This window comes from Branchiibius hedensis (genome assembly GCF_900108585.1).
GTDB lineage: Bacteria > Actinomycetota > Actinomycetes > Actinomycetales > Dermatophilaceae > Branchiibius > Branchiibius hedensis.
Genome location: NZ_UESZ01000001.1, coordinates 1,727,459 through 1,742,540 on the forward strand (window position 1 = coordinate 1,727,459; position 15,082 = coordinate 1,742,540).

Here is a 15,082-nt window from a genome sequence, read left to right on the forward strand (position 1 = left end):
CTGCCGCGGCTCATCGGCGCGGACGGGCGGTCTACTTCTGGTAGGCCGCCCGTACTGCATCGGCCACCTGCTGGAAGCGGTCGGACGGCAGCGCACACGCCTGCCGGCGTACCCGGGCCGGATCGATCCGCAGCGTCCGGTTGACCCGCACCTCGCTGGACCGGCCACTGCTGTCCCACGACCCGGACCCAATGTTGATCCACAACCGACCTGCACGACGCTCCTGCGCGGCGTCGCGGTCGTGGTCCTTGCTGGTCAGCGGCAGCGCCAGGAGCCACGGCCCGTCCGTGCCGATCAGCAGGACGGGGCGGTCCTTACCCTGGCTGTAGTCCTCCTCGAACGGCACCCACGCCCACACGATCTCACCAGGATCGAACCGGTTGTCCGCGTGCGGTGCGTAGCTGATCGGCGGCATGCCCGTGAAGTCCCCGGGGTAGTCGCTGGCGGGCGGCGTTTGCGCAGCGGCCGGACCGCGCCCGGATCGCGGCGACCCGGCGCCCTGGGTCGCTTTCCTGACCGATGAGAGCACTGACTCGAAGACTGAACGCCAACCCGAAGAAGCCATGTCGTCGATCGTAGGGGCTAAATACCTGTAACTCGGTGTTCCCGGTACCGTGCGTACCCATTATCGGTTACGCTGTCGTAAGTGCGGACCGAGTCCGGGCATCGTCCGCTACGTTCCCGGCTTATTTGAAAGGTGTGCCATGAGCATCCTGAACACCAAACTGACGCCGACCGACAAGGCCCAGGCCTACGGTATGCGGCTGCTCACCAAGGCTGGTGGGTTGGATGCGGTCAAGAACGACGCGCTGCGCAAGCGACTGGAGAAGATCCTGTTCGCCGGCGCCAAGCAGGGCTTCAAGGCGCAGACGGTGGCGGGCAAGGCGTTCGCCAAGAAGTCTGGTTCCGGCGCTCCGGTGCGCGCCACAACGACCAAACCGCGAGCTGTCTTCGATCTGAACCCGACCGAGGACCAGGCGATGATCGCCGGGGCCGCCCGGGAAATCGCCGACGAAGTGCTGCGGCCCGCCGCGGCTCAGGCCGACACGGAGCGGTCGCTGCCGGACAAGGTGCGGGCGCAGGCCGCCGAGATGGGACTGACCTTGGTCGGCGTACCCGCTGAGCTCGGGGGAATCGCCGAGGAAGCCTCGGCCGTCACCGGTGTGCTGGTGCTCGAACAACTGGCCCGGGGCGACATGGGCCTGGCCGTTGCGCTGATGTCCAGTGCCGCAGTTGCGGGCGCGATCGCGAACTACGGTGACGCGGCTCAGCAGGCGACGTTCCTGCCGCCATTCACCGATGAGAAGGACCCCGCCACCGGGGCGCTGGCGATCCAGGAACCGCAGCCGCTCTTCGACCCGGCCAAACCGGCGACGACCGCGATCCGCCAGGGCGACACGGTGGTGATCAACGGCAGCAAGGCGTTGGTGCCCAGTGCCGACAGCAGCGACCTGTTCATCGTGTCCGCATTGCTGGACGGGGCCGCCCGGCTGATCATCGTCGAAGCGGGCACAGCTGGCCTGCACTACGACGACAACCCGGCCATGGGCATTCGGGCGGCCAAGACCGGCCAGCTGGTGTTGCAGGACGTCACCGTCCCCGCGAGCAACGTCCTGGGCACCGAGCAGGACCACGTGGACGCCGTACGTCGAGCCCGCCTGGCCTGGGCGGCGGCGGCGGTCGGCACCGGTACGGCGGTCCTTGACCAGCTGAAGTCCTACACCCGCGAGCGCAAGGCCTTCGGCGAGCCGATCGCCTACCGGCAGGCGGTCGCCTTCACGGTGGCCAACATCGCGATCGAGGTCGATGGGCTGCGGTTGGTTGTGCTGCGGGCCGCCGCGCTACTGGACGCCGGCAAGGACCCCTCCGCCCAGATCGCCCATGCCCGCTCCCTCGCCGCCCGCCACCTGACCGAGGTCGGATCGAATGCGGTGCAGATGCTCGGCGGTCACGGCTTCGTCAAGGAATTCGACAACGAGCGGTGGTATCGCGATCTGCGCGCCACCGGTGTCCTCGAGGGCACGCTCTACGTCTGACCGGCCCACCACTTTCAGGAGAAGAACATGATCAACCTCGAGATCCCCCGGAAGTTCGTGCCGCTGGTCAAGCAGGCCGGATCGATGGCCGATGAGGTCTTCCGGCCAATCAGCCGCAAGTACGACCTTGCCGAGCACGACTACCCGGTCGAACTGGATCTGATGTCCGCGCTGATCGATGGCATGTCCCAGAGCGGCGCCACCCAGGGCGCCGGTGCCACGGGAGCGACCAAGGAGGCGGCTGCCGCGGAGAAGGTCGACGAGGGCGGCGCCAAGAACGGCGCCAATCTGTCGTCAGTGCTGTCCATCATGGAGACCTGCCGCGGTGACGTCGGCTTGACGCTGTCCCTGCCGCGCCAGGGTCTGGGCAACGCGGCGATCGCCGCTGTCGCCAACGACGAGCAGAAGGCGCGGTACGCCGGTCGCTGGGCGGCCATGGCCATCACCGAGCCGGACGTCGGATCGGATTCGGGTGCCATCCGCACCACCGCCACCAAAGACGGCGATGAGTACGTGCTCAACGGCGAGAAGATCTTCGTGACCGCCGGTGAGCGCGCCGAACTCGTCGTGGTGTGGGCGACTCTGGACCGCACCTTGGGCAAGAAAGCCATCAAGTCGTTCGTGGTCGAGCGCTCGAACCCCGGCCTGAAGCTGGTCCGCCTGGAACACAAGCTGGGTATCCGCGCGTCGGACACCGCCGCCTTCAGCCTGCAGGACTGCCGGGTGCCCGCGGTCGACCTCCTGGGTGATCCGGAGATCAAGACCGAGGGCGGCTTCGGCGGCGCCATGCAGACCTTCGACAACACCCGGCCGCTGGTGGCCGCGATGGCCGTGGGTCTGACCCGCGCGTCCCTTGACCTCGCCACCGAGTTGCTCGCGCAAGCGGGCGTGAAGCCTGACCTGGATGCGCCGATCACGACCCAGTCGTACGCCGCGGCGAGCCTGATCGAGATGGAAGCCGACTTCGAGGCGGCCTACCTGCTCGCGCTGCGCGCCGCCTGGATGGCCGACAACGGACAGCCCAACTCGATGGAGGCCTCGATGGCCAAGGCGAAGGCCGGCCGCACCTGTGTCAATGTCGCCCTGAAGTGCGTCGAGCTCTGCGGTGCTACCGGGTACGCCGAGACGGAGTTGCTGGAGAAGTGGGCGCGTGACTCCAAGATCCTGGACATCTTCGAAGGCACCCAGCAGATCCAGTTGCTCGTCGTCGCCCGACGGCTGTTGGAGTTGTCCTCCAGCGAACTGAAGTAGTCGCACCTCGTCTCGCCGAGACGGCCCACCCCGGATCCTCCGGGGTGGGCCGACTCACGTCCGCGAACGCACGTTTGACGCCCGCAACACCGCACGCGAAAGTTTTTACCATTCATGTTCACGATACGGAGAGTTCTTTACGTATGCTCTCCATCGGGGGGCGCGTCAATGCGTCGGCCAGACCATCCGGACCAGAGCAGGAGCACCGTTCATGACACATCAGCTTCGCACCACCACCCGCCGGACGCGGACGGCGCTCAGCGCCGTCGGCATGATCGCGGTGGCCGGCCTGTTCCTGGCCGGCTGCGGTGACGACGGCTCGAGCACGGGATCCACCGGCGCAGCCAGCGGCGGCTCCGGTGGCGGCAAATCCGTCAGCCTCTGGGTGATGAAGGGCACCAACCCGGACGCCTCTGGCTACTACAACGCGCTCAAGAGCGAATTCAAAACCAAGACCGGTGCGACGCTGAACATCCAGGAAGTCGAATGGGCGGACGCACACGACAAGCTGGTGCGTTCCTTCGCCAGTGGTGACGGCCCGGACGTGTCGGAGATCGGCACGACGTGGACTCCGGAGTTCGCGTCCGCCGGCGGTCTGGCCGACCTGACCAGCAAGATCGCCTCCTCCGGCAAGGGCAACGACCTGCTGCAGGCGCTGAAGGACTCGGCGACGTACGACGGTAAGCAGTACGGCGTGGGCTGGTACGCCGGCACCCGCGGCGTGGTCTACCGCAAGGACGTCTTCGCCAAGGACGGCATCAAGGTCCCGACCAACTGGGCCGAGCTGGAGGACACCGTCAAAACGTTGAAGCAGAAGGAGCCGAGCATGGCTCCCATGCCGATCGCGGGTGCCTCGTCGTACGCCGCTGCGCCGTTCATCTGGGGCGCTGGCGGTGACTTCGGCACTGAGAGCGGAGGCAAGTGGACCGGGGCTCTCGACAGCGACAAGTCCAAAGCCGGTCTGTCCTTCTACACCGGCCTGGCCACCAAGGACGGCTCGTCCACGACCGGCGCGTCGACCTGGAAGGAGACCGACCTGCTCGATGCGTTCACCAAGGGCAAGGCCGCCATGGTCATCCAGGGCAACTGGACACCCAAGGCGGCGGTTCAGGCCGACCCGAGCCTGAAAGACAAGATCGGTGCGTTCGCCGTGCCGGGCAAGGATGGTGGCATCGCTCCGACCTTCCTGGGTGGCTCGAACCTGGCCGTGATGGCCAAGAGCAAGAACCAGGACCTCGACTGGCAGCTCATCGACCTGATGACCTCCGACAAACTCGCCAAGCAATGGGCTGACGAGACCGGGTTCTTCCCCAGCACCCAGAGTGCGCTCAAGCCGTACGCCAACAGCACCGACCCGTTGGTCGCGCCGTTCGCCAAGGCGATGTTGGAAGCCGGCCGCAACGTCCCCAACGCTCCGCAGTGGGGCAAGGTCGAGGGCAACAAGACGATCACCCAGATGTTGCAGTCGATTCTGACCGGTACCTCGGTCGATGACGCGACCAGCAAGGCCAGCGAGGCGATCACCGCGACCCTCAACGCCAACTGATTCGCCGATCCACGCCAGCCAGGAGCAGACATGACTCGATCCACGCGCCGTACCACCGCCCGCCGTCTGACCACGGTGGTCGCCGGTATCGCGGTGACCGGTGTGCTCCTGGCTGGCTGTGGTGACGACGGGTCGAACCCGGCAGCTGCGGGCAGCGCTTCCGGTGGCGGCAAGACGGTGAACCTGTGGGTCATGAAGGGCACCAACCCCGACTCGTCCGGCTACTACACCGCGTTGAAGAGCGCGTTCAAGGCCAAGACCGGTGCCACGGTCAACATCACCGAGGTCGAGTGGGCCGATGCCCACGACAAACTGGTGCGCTCCTTCGCCAGCGGTGACGGCCCCGACGTGTCGGAGATCGGCGCCACCTGGAACTCCGAATTCGCCTCCGCCGGCGGTCTGGCCGACCTGACCAGCAAGATCGCCTCCTCCGGGTTGGGCAGCGATGAGTTGCAGGCGTTGAAGGACTCAGCCACCTACGACGGCAAGCAGTACGGCGTGGGCTGGTACGCCGGGACCCGCGGAATCGTCTATCGCAAGGACATCTTCGCCAAGGACGGCATCAAGGTTCCGACCAACTGGGCCGAACTGGAAGCCACGGTGAAAGACCTGAAGCAGAAGGAGCCGAGCATGGCTCCCATGCCGATCGCAGGCGCCTCGCAGTACGCCGCCGCACCGTTCATCTGGGGCGCGGGCGGCGACTTCGCCACCAACCGCAACGGCAGGTGGACCGGCCACCTGGACAGTGCGCAATCGAGGGCGGGGCTGTCCTTCTACACCGGCCTGGCCACCAAGGACGGCTCATCTACCACCGGCGCGTCGACCTGGAAGGAGACCGACCTGCTGGACGCCTTCACCAAGGGCAAAGCGGCCATGGTCATCCAGGGCAACTGGACACCCAAGGCGGCGGTTCAGGCCGACCCGAGTCTGAAAGACAAGATCGGCGCCTTCGCGATCCCCGGCAAAGACGGCGGTATTGCTCCGACGTTGGTGGGTGGCTCCAACCTGGCGGCGATGGCCACGAGCAAGAACCAGGACCTCGACTGGCAACTGATCGAGCTCATGACGACCGGCCCCCTCGCGAAGCAGTTCGCTGAAGAGAGCAGCTTCTTTCCCAGCACCAAGTCAGGTCTGAAAAGCTTTGCGGATAGTAACGATTCGCTGACCGCGCCGTTCGCCAAGGCGATGCTGGAAGAGGGCCGTGCACTGCCGAGCGCACCGCAATGGGGCGCAGCCGAGGGCAAGAAGATCATCCCCCAGATGTTGCAGTCGATCCTGACCGGCACCTCCGTCGACGAGGCGACGAACACTACCAACCAGCAGCTGACTGCCACCTTGAACGAGAGTTGAGATGCGCCGTACCACTCGTCGTCCGTGGCTGTTGCTGGCCGCGCCCCTGCTGGTCATCGCGGCCCTCCTGCTCTATCCGATCTATCGGGTCATCTACCTGTCGTTCCACGCCTACGGGCTGAAGGAGATCATTTCGGGCGTCCCGCGGTGGATCGGCCTGGACAACTACAAGCAGGTGTTCTCCGGCTCCCCCGGGCTGCCGGCGAACTACCTGTGGAGCATCATCCTGCCCAACACCGTCGTCTTCGCGGTGATCACCGTCGTGGGGACGGTGGTGTTGGGCACGCTCGTTGCGCTGCTGCTGCGTGCCCTCGGTCCGAAGTGGCGCAGCGTGATCATCGGCGCGATGCTCATCGCGTGGGCGCTGCCTGCCGTGACGGGCACCTACATCTGGCGATGGATCTTCGACCCCGACGCCGGCATCGTGCGCCAAGCGCTGCAAGGTGTGGGGCTGCTGGGTCCAGAAGGTTACAACTGGTTCCTCGACCGGCTCAGCTTCTATGCGATCGCCGCCCTCAACGTGATCCACCACGGCTATCCATTTGTGGCGCTGACCATCTACGCAGGTCTGCTCACCGTGCCCGACGACCTCTACGAGGCAGCGGCATTGGACGGCGCCAGCGCCTGGAAACGCTTCACCAGCATCACCTTGCCGATCCTGCGCCCGGTCTTCGCTGTCGTCACGATCCTGTCGACGATCTGGAACTTCAAGGTGTTCGCGCAGATCTACTTGATGCCCGGCGGTGACGGCAGCAACCCCGACGTCCTCAACATGGGCGTCTGGTCCTACATCACGGGTATCAACCAGACCAACTACGGGCTGGGCTCGGCGATCGCCGTCCTCCTCACCCTGGTGCTCTTGGCCATCACTCTGGTCTATCTGCGACTGCTCTTCCGGGAGGACGACCTGCAATGAACAGCCACTCCACCCCTGCGATGAAGGTCGGCAAGTACGCCGCCGCGATCGCGCTACTGGTCTTCACGCTGTTCCCGATCTACTTCATGCTCACGACCGCCGTGAGCAACACCAACACCTCGGGCGCGGACAGTCTGCTGCCGACGTCATTCACCTTCCGGCACTTCACCGACGTGATGACCAAGGGCCACTTCAGCACCTACCTGGTGAACTCCGCGATCGTCACCGTCATCACCGTGGTCGTGTCGGTCTTCCTGGCTCTGCTGGGATCGGTGGCCATCGCCCGATTTCGATTCCGTTTCCGCACAACGGTTCTGGTGCTCGTGTTGATCGTCCAGATGCTGCCGGCCGAAGCGTTGGTCATCCCACTCTTCCTGCAGATGAAGCAATGGCACCTGCTGAACTCGCTGATCGGGCTGGCCGTGGTCTACATCGCCTTCTCGCTGCCGTTCGCCATCTGGAACCTGCGTGGGTTCGTCGCGGCCGTGCCGGTGGAGTTGGAGGAAGCTGCGTATCTGGACGGGTGCGGTTGGTGGCGGATGTTCCGCTCGGTGCTGCTGCCATTGGTCACGCCCGGACTGATCGCCACCGGCGCGTTCTCGTTCGTGCTGGCCTGGGAGGAGTTCACCTTCGCGCTGACCTTCCTCTCCCGCGACGACCGCCTGACCGTGGGGGTCGGCCTGCAATCCTTCTTCGGCCAGAACACCAACGACTGGAACGGTTTGATGGCCGCCTCGACGATCGTCACGATCCCGGTTGTGGTGATCTTCGTGCTCGCACAGAAGCGGATGGGTGCCGGACTGGTGGCCGGGTCGGTCAAGTGAGCGACCTGCGTCGGCTCGCCCTCTCGGTGCTGATGCCCGGATTCGACGGCCGCACCGCTCCTGACTGGCTCAAGAGTGCCATCGACGACGGGTTGGGCAGCGTCTGCTACTTCGGGCACAACATCAGCCCCGAACCCGCTGACACCCGGGCACTTTCGGACGACCTGCATGCGCGCGGCGTTGGCCTCATCGCGGTCGATGAGGAGGGCGGCACGGTCAGTCGCTTGGGCACGCACCACGGCAGCCCTCACCTGGGCGCGGCAGCCCTGGGCGCCATCGATGACCTCGCGGTCACCACCGCGGTTGCGTCGGCCATCGGCAGGGACGTCCACGCGCTGGGTATCGACCTGGACTTCGCTCCCGTCGCCGACGTCGACAACAACCCGCTGAATCCGGTCATCGGCATCCGGTCTTTCGGCGCAGATCCGGCGCGGGTCGGCGAGCAAATCGCGGCGTACGTCCGAGGGTTGCAATCACAAGGCGTAGCCGGATGTGCGAAGCACTTTCCCGGACACGGCGACACCGCCGTCGACTCCCACCTCGGCCTCCCCCGGATCGACCATGACCGTGCCCGCCTGGACACCGTCGAGCTGGTCCCGTTCCGAGCGGCCGTCGACGCCGGTGTGCAGGCGATCATGACCGCGCACATCGTCTTCGCAGCCGTCGATCCCGATCAGCCAGCGACCACGAGCCCGGCGGCGTTGTCGCTGTTGCGTGACGACCTCGGCTTCGAAGGAGTCATCGTGACGGACGCACTGGACATGCGCGCCATTCGCGACGGGATGGGGATGGGCGAGGGCTGCGTGCGCGCCCTGGCGGCCGGCGCCGACGTGATCGCGCTCGGCAATGCCGTCTTCAACGGCGGCCCCGCAGGCCCGGAGGGCATTCTGCAAGAGGCGGTTTCGGCGGTCACGACTGCCCTGGAGAGCGGCCGGCTAGCCCTGGAGCAACTGCACCACGCGGCCAGACGGCTCCAGGCCTTGCGGGACTGGGCCGCAGGGCCGCATCAGCCGCTGCCAGCGGCGAGCGCAGAGCAGGAACGAGCCTGGGCCGCAGCATCCTTGACCGCACGCGGCGCACTGCGGTCTGCGTCACTACGCATCCTGGACGCGCGCCGTGCGCGCAACATCGCCGCGGGCGCGCTCAACGACGTTCTGCTCGATGAGGTCGCACGCCGACTGCCCGGCTCCGTGGTCATCCGCGCCTTCGCCCGGGATCAGTCGCCAGAGGGCCACGGTGACGATGCGGCACCGGATTCCGTACTGCCGGCCTCCCCCGAAGTCGACCTCGTGCTCACCGGCACCCTCGGCGTGGACCCGGTCCAGGACGACACGGTGCGCGCCGCACTCCTGGCGAACCCGGAGGCGATCCTGGTGTGTGCCGCTGGTGACGACCGACTGCCCTGGTCCAACGCATGGCCACGGGTCGTGCGCACCCACGGGCACAGCATCCCGACCGCTGCCGCGCTGGCCGACCTCCTGGCGGCGTCGGCTACCTAGTGCTTCAGTGCCGCAGCTCGGAGCGCTGCCACGCCGCGACCAGATCGTCGCGGGCACCCTGGCTCGGTGCCGAGTCGATCGCGCGCTGCAATGCGCGCATGGAACGGGCGGCGTCGCGGCGGGCGGCAAAGGTGCGGGTGAGGCGGGACATGCTAGGGCTCTGCTTTCAGATTTCAATACGGTGATCCAGACCACATATGTTGCAGTCCGAACATTTCTATATCGAAATTATACGCCTCGATCCGCGCCAGGGCAAAACCAGGTGATCAGGCCACCAGATCGGCGTACTGCGGGTGTTGGTTGATCCAATGCCGCACGTACGGACAGGACGGGATGACGCGAAAACCCTTCTCCCGCAGGTCATCCAACGCGAATTGCACGATGGCCCCAGCGATCCCCTGGCCCTGACGGCTGGGGTCGACCTCGGTATGCGGGATGGCGACGACGCCATCAGCCGCCGACCGGTAGTCGGCAAGCCCGATCAGGGCGTCGCCGGACCACCCCTCATACCGCGACCGGTCTGGGTTGTCGACGACACGCAGTGCGGTACTCATCTGGCCATCATCGCGCGATCCACCGCTCCAACACGGCCGGGGTGGTCAGCTCGTCGATGGCCCGGCTGATCGCGCCGGTCACGGGGCCGTCGGGGTGCAGCGCGGCCAGCACCGGCGGCGGATCGGAACGCCGGAAGGCCATCAAACCGCTCTGGTACCCCCGCTCGAAAGCGGTCGGATCGGCCGAAATCAGGTCCGGCGCCAGCCCGCCCACCGTGACCACCTGGGGGTCCAGCGCGTTCACCAACGCGCCCACCCCCCGACCGAACGCCCGGGCGGTGGTCGCGATCGCCATCGCATCGCCGGAGCCCAGGACCGTCGCCTCCACCTGTCGCGACCAGCAGCCGAAAGCCCCACACGGGCACGCCGACGCGGGGTCGCCGAACGGCAGATGCCCGAACTCTCCCGCGGCCCCGATGCGCCGAGAACAGGCGCGCCGTCGATGACCATCACTCCGCCGATGCCTCCGGTCAGCAGCAGGTGCAAACAACTGCCCGCGCCGCGCGCCGCACCGGTGCGGGCTTCGGCCAGACCTCCCAGCGTCGCGTCGTTACCCACCAGGAGCGACGCGTGCGGCGGCAGTCCGCGCAGCAGCGGAGCCAGGTCCGCTGGTTGTGGTTGCTCCCCCGCGAACTGCAGCAAGCGGTCGCCGGTCACCGTGCCCGCCACGGCAACGGACACGACCAGGACGCGATCGGCGTACGGCGACAGCGCCTTGGCCAGCCGGCGCGCCAGGTGCGGGATGAAGCGGGCGGGCGTCGCATCGGCGTACGTGCCCTCCTCCAGAGGGGTGACGTCGCCGGCCAGATCGGCCACCAGGATCTGCCAGGAGTCGCCGGCCAGATCGAGTACGCCGATCAACGGACCCTGCGGCGCAGCACCCAGCGTCGTGGTGGGCCGGCCGGGTCCCGTTGCAGGAGCATGGGTTTCGGTCAGCAACTCGTACTGCCGCAGGCGATCGAACAGTTCGCTGGCACTGGCACTGGAGATGCCGAGGATCTCGACGGCGTGCGATCGGGTCACGCCGGAGACGGTGTGCATGAGGCGAAGGACCTCCCCGGCGACCTCCCACCGGCGCTGCACTGTGCGAGGAATCACCGCAGGGGCAGGCTCGGCCGACTTGGCAGAGCCGCCCATCGGCGAATATTCTCGGACCACGAGGAAATACTATCCGGTGCCATCAGGAGTGTCAGTGCAACCATCCACCACGGCCGACCGGTCGCCATCGGTCCTGGTTGAGGGTGACGCGGCGTTCCGCGCTGCCCGGGTCGGCCTGGTCACGCTTTCCCTGGCGTCGTTCGGCGCACTGACCACGGAGATGCTGCCCGTCGGCCTGCTGCCGCAGATCGCCGACTCGCTCGGGATCGCCGAGGAGCACGCCGGACTTCTGGTCGGCGTCTACGCCCTGATGGTCGCGGTGCTGGCGGTCCCGTTGACCGTGCTCACCCGTCGCCTCCCGCGTAAGCCGTTGTTGCTGGCGACGCTCTTCGGATACGCAGTCAGCAACGTATTAGCCGCGACCGCAAGCGGATTCGCGGTCCTCGCGATCGCGCGTGGACTCGGCGGCATCGCACACGCCCTGTTCTTCTCGATCTCCATCGGATATGCCGCCCGCTTGGCGCCGCCGTCACACACCGGTAAGGCGATGGCACTGATGTCGGTCGGCGGCTCGGCCGGTTTCGTGCTCGGAGTGCCGTTGGGGACGGTCATCGGCACGGCCTGGGGATGGCGTGCCGCCTTTGCGATCCTCACCGTCGGCGTGCTGCTGATTGCCGCCGTCGCGTGGCGGGTGCTGCCCGAGGTGACCGTCCCGCCGGTGGAGCAGCATCGCGTCCGTCGCGATCCGCGCCCACTGGTCATCGTGATCCTGGCCTGCGGGTTGGCCTTCCTGGGCCACTACACCGCCTACACCTACATCTCCTCGCTGCTGCAGTCCGCCGGGCTGCGGCAGGACTGGATCGGTCCGGCGCTGTTGGTCTTCGGCGTCATGGGCCTGATCGGTCTGCGGATCGGCGCGCAGCACCTCGACCAGCGTCCGCTGGGTAGTGCCCGGTTGATCCCCGCTCTGCTGGCCATCGGCCTGATCGTGGTGGCCGTGGGCTACCCCGCGCTGGCACCGGTGCTGATCGGCGTCACCTTGTGGACCGGGTCCTTCGGGTCGATCCCGTCACTGTTCCAGGCCCTTGCCGTGCGCGCGGGTGTCGCGTCGGCCGATGTCGCGGGCGCGTGGATCAACTCCACTGCCAACCTGGGCATCGCCGGCGGCTCCGTGGTGGGTGGCTTCGTCCTGTCGCACGCCGGCATCGGCTGGCTGCCCGTGGTGGCGGCCACTCTGCTTCTCGCCGTGGGCATTCTGGCCCTCCTGGCACCGACCGCCTTTCGCGGGAACGGCGGCCCGGGCGCGAACTAAGCTCAACGAATGAGAGGCTGGCCGGCGCTGTTCGTCGCTGCCGCCCTGGCGCTGGGCGGCTGTACGTCGACGCCGTCGCCGTCCCCCAGCACTGAAAGTGCCCTTCGCAGTACGCCGACCGAGGTCACCACCGGACTCCAGGCGCCCTGGTCGGTGGTCTGGTGGCACGACATCGCGCTGGTCAGCGAGCGCGACTCCGGCCGCATCCTCGAACTACGTCCGGATGGGACCAGCCGATCGATCGGGACCGTTGGTGGCGTGGTCCACGGCGGTGAGGGCGGGTTGCTCGGACTGGCGGTGCACCCGAGCGACCAACGGCTGTTCGCGTACTCCACCGGCGCGGACGGCAACCGCGTGCAGTGGTACGACGTGACCGGGTCCGCGGGTGCGCTGCGCCTGGGTGACCCGGTGACGATCCTGTCCGGGCTGCCCGCTTCCGGCACCCACAACGGCGGACGAATCGCGTTCGGACCGGACGACCTGCTCTACGTCAGTGTCGGCGACGCCCAGCAGCGCGAGCGGGCGCAGGACCGGGACTACCTGGGTGGCAAGATCCTGCGAATCACCGACACCGGCGAGGTACCGGCCGACAACCCGTTCCCGGGGTCTGCGGTGTGGAGCCTTGGGCATCGCAACGTGCAAGGGATGGCCTGGGCCGCGGACGGCACGATGTACGCATCGGAATTCGGCCAGAACACCTGGGATGAGTTGAACGTGATCCACAAAGGCGGCAACTACGGCTGGCCGCTGGTCGAAGGCCGCAGTGACGACGACCGGTTCGTCGATCCGGTGCAGCAGTGGCCGACCGACGAAGCCAGCCCCAGCGGCCTGACGATCGCAGGCTCGACCATCTACCTGGCCAACCTTCGGGGAGAGCGGCTACGCGCCGTACCGATAGCCAATCCCGCACAGTCCCAATCGATCTGGACCGGTGAGTACGGTCGGTTGCGGGATGTCGCCCAGGCGCCGGACGGGCGCCTGTGGGTCCTGACCAACAACACCGACGGGCGCGGCGAGCCACGCGAAGGTGACGACCGGATCCTGTCGGTGCGGGTGGGTTGATCACTCGGCGGGCGCGGACCGGGACAAACGCACCTCATCGAGGTCCAGCCGTGCCTGCACCTGCCGCAGCACGATGTCATCGATCTGCCGCTCGTCGCGCAACTGGATCAGCGTCTCGCGTTCGCGCGCCAGCAGTGCCAGGCGCAGCGCTGTGTATTGATCGTGATGCTGCACCAGGGCGTCGTTGCCTTCGTCGGCCGCGGACAGCAGCCGGCGCCGTTTGTCCATCTCGTGCCGGACCCGGTCGATGACGTGTTGGTCGCTCCCGAGATCGGCGGCCACCTCGTCAATCGCGTCGTACGCCGCGTCGGCGGTGGTGGTTTCGGCAAGTTTGCGTTCCTCGTCGACCGAGGTGTCCCGCGGCAACCGCGCGGCCCGCACGATGAGCGGCAACCACAGCGCCTGCAGCAGGGTCAGCACGATGACGCCGCAGGTGATGACGATGATCAGATCCCGACCCGGGAACGGCGCACCGGAGTCGAGCCGTTGCGGGATCGCGAGCGCGACGGCCAGGGAGACGGCACCGCGGAAGCCGGCGTTGGCCGTCACCATCCGCCCTCGGGCACCGACCCGTCGTGCCCGCTGGGACGGGCGCCGGTCAAAGAACCGGATGACGTATGGCGTGGTGTAGGTCCACACCCAACGTGTCCCGATCACGACCGCACCGACCAGGAGGATGTCGACGACGGCGCCTTGATAGGACTCGCTGCGCAGGTTGCGGACGGCGGACTGCGCTTGCAGTCCGACCAGGACGAACAGCGCGCTACTGAGCACGGTGGTGGCCAGAGACCAGAATCCGACCATCTGCTGGCGGGCCGCTGCGCTGGTGATGCGAGGTGCGCTCTGACTCATCCAGAGGCCACAGGTGACCACCGCGAGAACCCCTGAGGCACCGATCAATTCGGCCAATAGGAAGGCGGCGAACGGCGTGACGAGCACCGCGATGTTCTCCAGGGTGGGGTCGCTGATCCGCTTGCGGACGGTGCTGCTGACCCAGCCGACGACCAGGCCCGCCAGGATGCCACCGGCGTAGGACAGCACCACCAACCAGGTCAGATGCAGCGGCGCCAGTGTCTCCTGCCCGACCGTGACACCGACGGCCACGGCGAAGATCACCAGTGCCGTGCCGTCGTTCACGAGGCTCTCGGCTTTGAGAACCGTGACCGTACGCCGCGGCAAGGCCCGGGCGAGCACCCCGACGGCCGTGGCGTCGGTCGGCGCGACGGCGGCACCCAGCACCCACGCCGGCCCCCACGGCAAACCGCGCGCGTGCGCGACCCACGCGACAGCGCCGGCGGTGGCGACGACCAGCGCGGTACTGGTCAGCACCACGACTCGCAGGTTGCTGCGGATTTCGCGCAACGAGGTAGTCAGGCTCTCCCAGTAGAGCAGGGCAGGAAGAAAGACCAGCAGCACGACCTCCGGCGGCAACTGCGCCTCCCGGAACCGCGGTACGAAGCCGATGACGATCCCGGCGACCAGCAACAGGATCGCGGGCGCCACCGGGTAACGCCGCGCGAGCGCACCACATAACAGCAGCGCCACACCCAGGACGACGATCAACTCCAGGCCCAGCACGGTGCTCCTTCCGACGCGACTGGGACAAGGCTGGCATGAGCAGCGCCGACCGGTCC

15 protein-coding genes are annotated in these 15,082 nt (G+C 67.3%); 9 read left to right on the forward strand and 6 right to left on the reverse strand.

Annotated features, from left to right (window positions below; translation table 11 throughout):
* Nucleotides 1-31 precede the first annotated feature (31 nt).
* Nucleotides 32-565, reverse strand: coding sequence for a type II toxin-antitoxin system PemK/MazF family toxin (locus tag DR843_RS08465; protein ID WP_109684964.1), 534 nt, complete (start codon nt 563-565; stop codon nt 32-34).
* A 139-nt stretch (nt 566-704) separates the two neighbouring features.
* On the opposite strand from DR843_RS08465, the gene DR843_RS08470 reads away from it, so the two are divergent.
* The 7 genes from DR843_RS08470 to DR843_RS08500 all read left to right on the forward strand — a co-directional run bounded on the left by DR843_RS08470 (nt 705) and on the right by DR843_RS08500 (nt 9,422).
* The gene (locus DR843_RS08470; protein ID WP_109684965.1) at nt 705-2,036 is read left to right on the forward strand and encodes an acyl-CoA dehydrogenase family protein; all 1,332 of its coding nucleotides are present in this window, start codon (nt 705-707) and stop codon (nt 2,034-2,036) included.
* 27 nt (nt 2,037-2,063) lie between these two features.
* The gene (locus DR843_RS08475; protein WP_109684966.1) at nt 2,064-3,287 is read left to right on the forward strand and encodes an acyl-CoA dehydrogenase family protein; all 1,224 of its coding nucleotides are present in this window, start codon (nt 2,064-2,066) and stop codon (nt 3,285-3,287) included.
* Between the two features lie 211 nt (nt 3,288-3,498).
* Complete coding sequence (locus tag DR843_RS08480; protein WP_211310205.1) at nt 3,499-4,833, forward strand: sugar ABC transporter substrate-binding protein; 1,335 nt, start codon at nt 3,499-3,501, stop codon at nt 4,831-4,833.
* Between the two features lie 30 nt (nt 4,834-4,863).
* Nucleotides 4,864-6,183, forward strand: a complete 1,320-nt coding sequence (locus DR843_RS08485) for a sugar ABC transporter substrate-binding protein (RefSeq protein ID WP_109684967.1) — start codon at nt 4,864-4,866, stop codon at nt 6,181-6,183.
* A 1-nt stretch (nt 6,184) separates the two neighbouring features.
* Nucleotides 6,185-7,099: a carbohydrate ABC transporter permease gene (locus DR843_RS08490; RefSeq protein WP_109684968.1), complete on the forward strand. Its 915-nt coding sequence runs from the start codon at nt 6,185-6,187 to the stop codon at nt 7,097-7,099.
* The gene (locus tag DR843_RS08495; RefSeq protein WP_109684969.1) at nt 7,096-7,923 is read left to right on the forward strand and encodes a carbohydrate ABC transporter permease; all 828 of its coding nucleotides are present in this window, start codon (nt 7,096-7,098) and stop codon (nt 7,921-7,923) included. Before DR843_RS08490 ends, DR843_RS08495 begins: the two co-directional genes overlap by 4 nt.
* Entirely contained in the window at nt 7,920-9,422 is a 1,503-nt protein-coding gene (locus DR843_RS08500; RefSeq protein ID WP_211310206.1) for a glycoside hydrolase family 3 protein, read from the forward strand. Before DR843_RS08495 ends, DR843_RS08500 begins: the two co-directional genes overlap by 4 nt.
* 4 nt (nt 9,423-9,426) lie before the next feature.
* On the opposite strand, the gene DR843_RS20040 is transcribed toward DR843_RS08500, so the two are convergent.
* From DR843_RS20040 to DR843_RS08515, 4 genes are all read right to left on the reverse strand, one after another.
* Nucleotides 9,427-9,573 carry a hypothetical protein gene (locus DR843_RS20040; RefSeq protein ID WP_170119793.1) on the reverse strand — a complete coding sequence of 49 codons (147 nt, stop codon included), beginning with the start codon at nt 9,571-9,573 and terminating at the stop codon, nt 9,427-9,429.
* A gap of 115 nt (nt 9,574-9,688) precedes the next feature.
* Nucleotides 9,689-9,976 carry a GNAT family N-acetyltransferase gene (locus tag DR843_RS08505; RefSeq protein WP_109684970.1) on the reverse strand — a complete coding sequence of 96 codons (288 nt, stop codon included), beginning with the start codon at nt 9,974-9,976 and terminating at the stop codon, nt 9,689-9,691.
* Between the two features lie 7 nt (nt 9,977-9,983).
* The gene (locus DR843_RS08510; RefSeq protein ID WP_146202519.1) at nt 9,984-10,232 is read right to left on the reverse strand and encodes a hypothetical protein; all 249 of its coding nucleotides are present in this window, start codon (nt 10,230-10,232) and stop codon (nt 9,984-9,986) included.
* The gene (locus DR843_RS08515; protein ID WP_211310207.1) at nt 10,217-11,134 is read right to left on the reverse strand and encodes an ROK family protein; all 918 of its coding nucleotides are present in this window, start codon (nt 11,132-11,134) and stop codon (nt 10,217-10,219) included. Before DR843_RS08515 ends, DR843_RS08510 begins: the two co-directional genes overlap by 16 nt.
* A 34-nt stretch (nt 11,135-11,168) precedes the next feature.
* On the opposite strand from DR843_RS08515, the gene DR843_RS08520 reads away from it, so the two are divergent.
* Nucleotides 11,169-12,386 carry an MFS transporter gene (locus tag DR843_RS08520; protein ID WP_211310208.1) on the forward strand — a complete coding sequence of 406 codons (1,218 nt, stop codon included), beginning with the start codon at nt 11,169-11,171 and terminating at the stop codon, nt 12,384-12,386.
* 9 nt (nt 12,387-12,395) lie between these two features.
* Complete coding sequence (locus DR843_RS08525) at nt 12,396-13,448, forward strand: PQQ-dependent sugar dehydrogenase (RefSeq protein ID WP_109684972.1); 1,053 nt, start codon at nt 12,396-12,398, stop codon at nt 13,446-13,448.
* Here the strand turns inward: DR843_RS08525 and DR843_RS08530 are convergent, their stop codons facing one another.
* Nucleotides 13,449-15,026, reverse strand: coding sequence for a Na+/H+ antiporter (locus DR843_RS08530; RefSeq protein WP_172461488.1), 1,578 nt, complete (start codon nt 15,024-15,026; stop codon nt 13,449-13,451).
* Between the last annotated feature and the right edge of the window lie 56 nt (nt 15,027-15,082).

Coding starts and splice junctions, on each gene's coding strand:
- DR843_RS08485 (WP_109684967.1), top strand. CDS start 4,864: ATGACTCGATCCACGCGCCGTACCACCGCCCGCCGTCTGACCACGGTG.
- DR843_RS08470 (WP_109684965.1), top strand. CDS start 705: ATGAGCATCCTGAACACCAAACTGACGCCGACCGACAAGGCCCAGGCC.
- DR843_RS08490 (WP_109684968.1), top strand. CDS start 6,185: ATGCGCCGTACCACTCGTCGTCCGTGGCTGTTGCTGGCCGCGCCCCTG.
- DR843_RS08505 (WP_109684970.1), bottom strand. CDS start 9,976: ATGAGTACCGCACTGCGTGTCGTCGACAACCCAGACCGGTCGCGGTAT.
- DR843_RS08525 (WP_109684972.1), top strand. CDS start 12,396: ATGAGAGGCTGGCCGGCGCTGTTCGTCGCTGCCGCCCTGGCGCTGGGC.
- DR843_RS20040 (WP_170119793.1), bottom strand. CDS start 9,573: ATGTCCCGCCTCACCCGCACCTTTGCCGCCCGCCGCGACGCCGCCCGT.
- DR843_RS08480 (WP_211310205.1), top strand. CDS start 3,499: ATGACACATCAGCTTCGCACCACCACCCGCCGGACGCGGACGGCGCTC.
- DR843_RS08495 (WP_109684969.1), top strand. CDS start 7,096: ATGAACAGCCACTCCACCCCTGCGATGAAGGTCGGCAAGTACGCCGCC.
- DR843_RS08465 (WP_109684964.1), bottom strand. CDS start 565: ATGGCTTCTTCGGGTTGGCGTTCAGTCTTCGAGTCAGTGCTCTCATCG.
- DR843_RS08475 (WP_109684966.1), top strand. CDS start 2,064: ATGATCAACCTCGAGATCCCCCGGAAGTTCGTGCCGCTGGTCAAGCAG.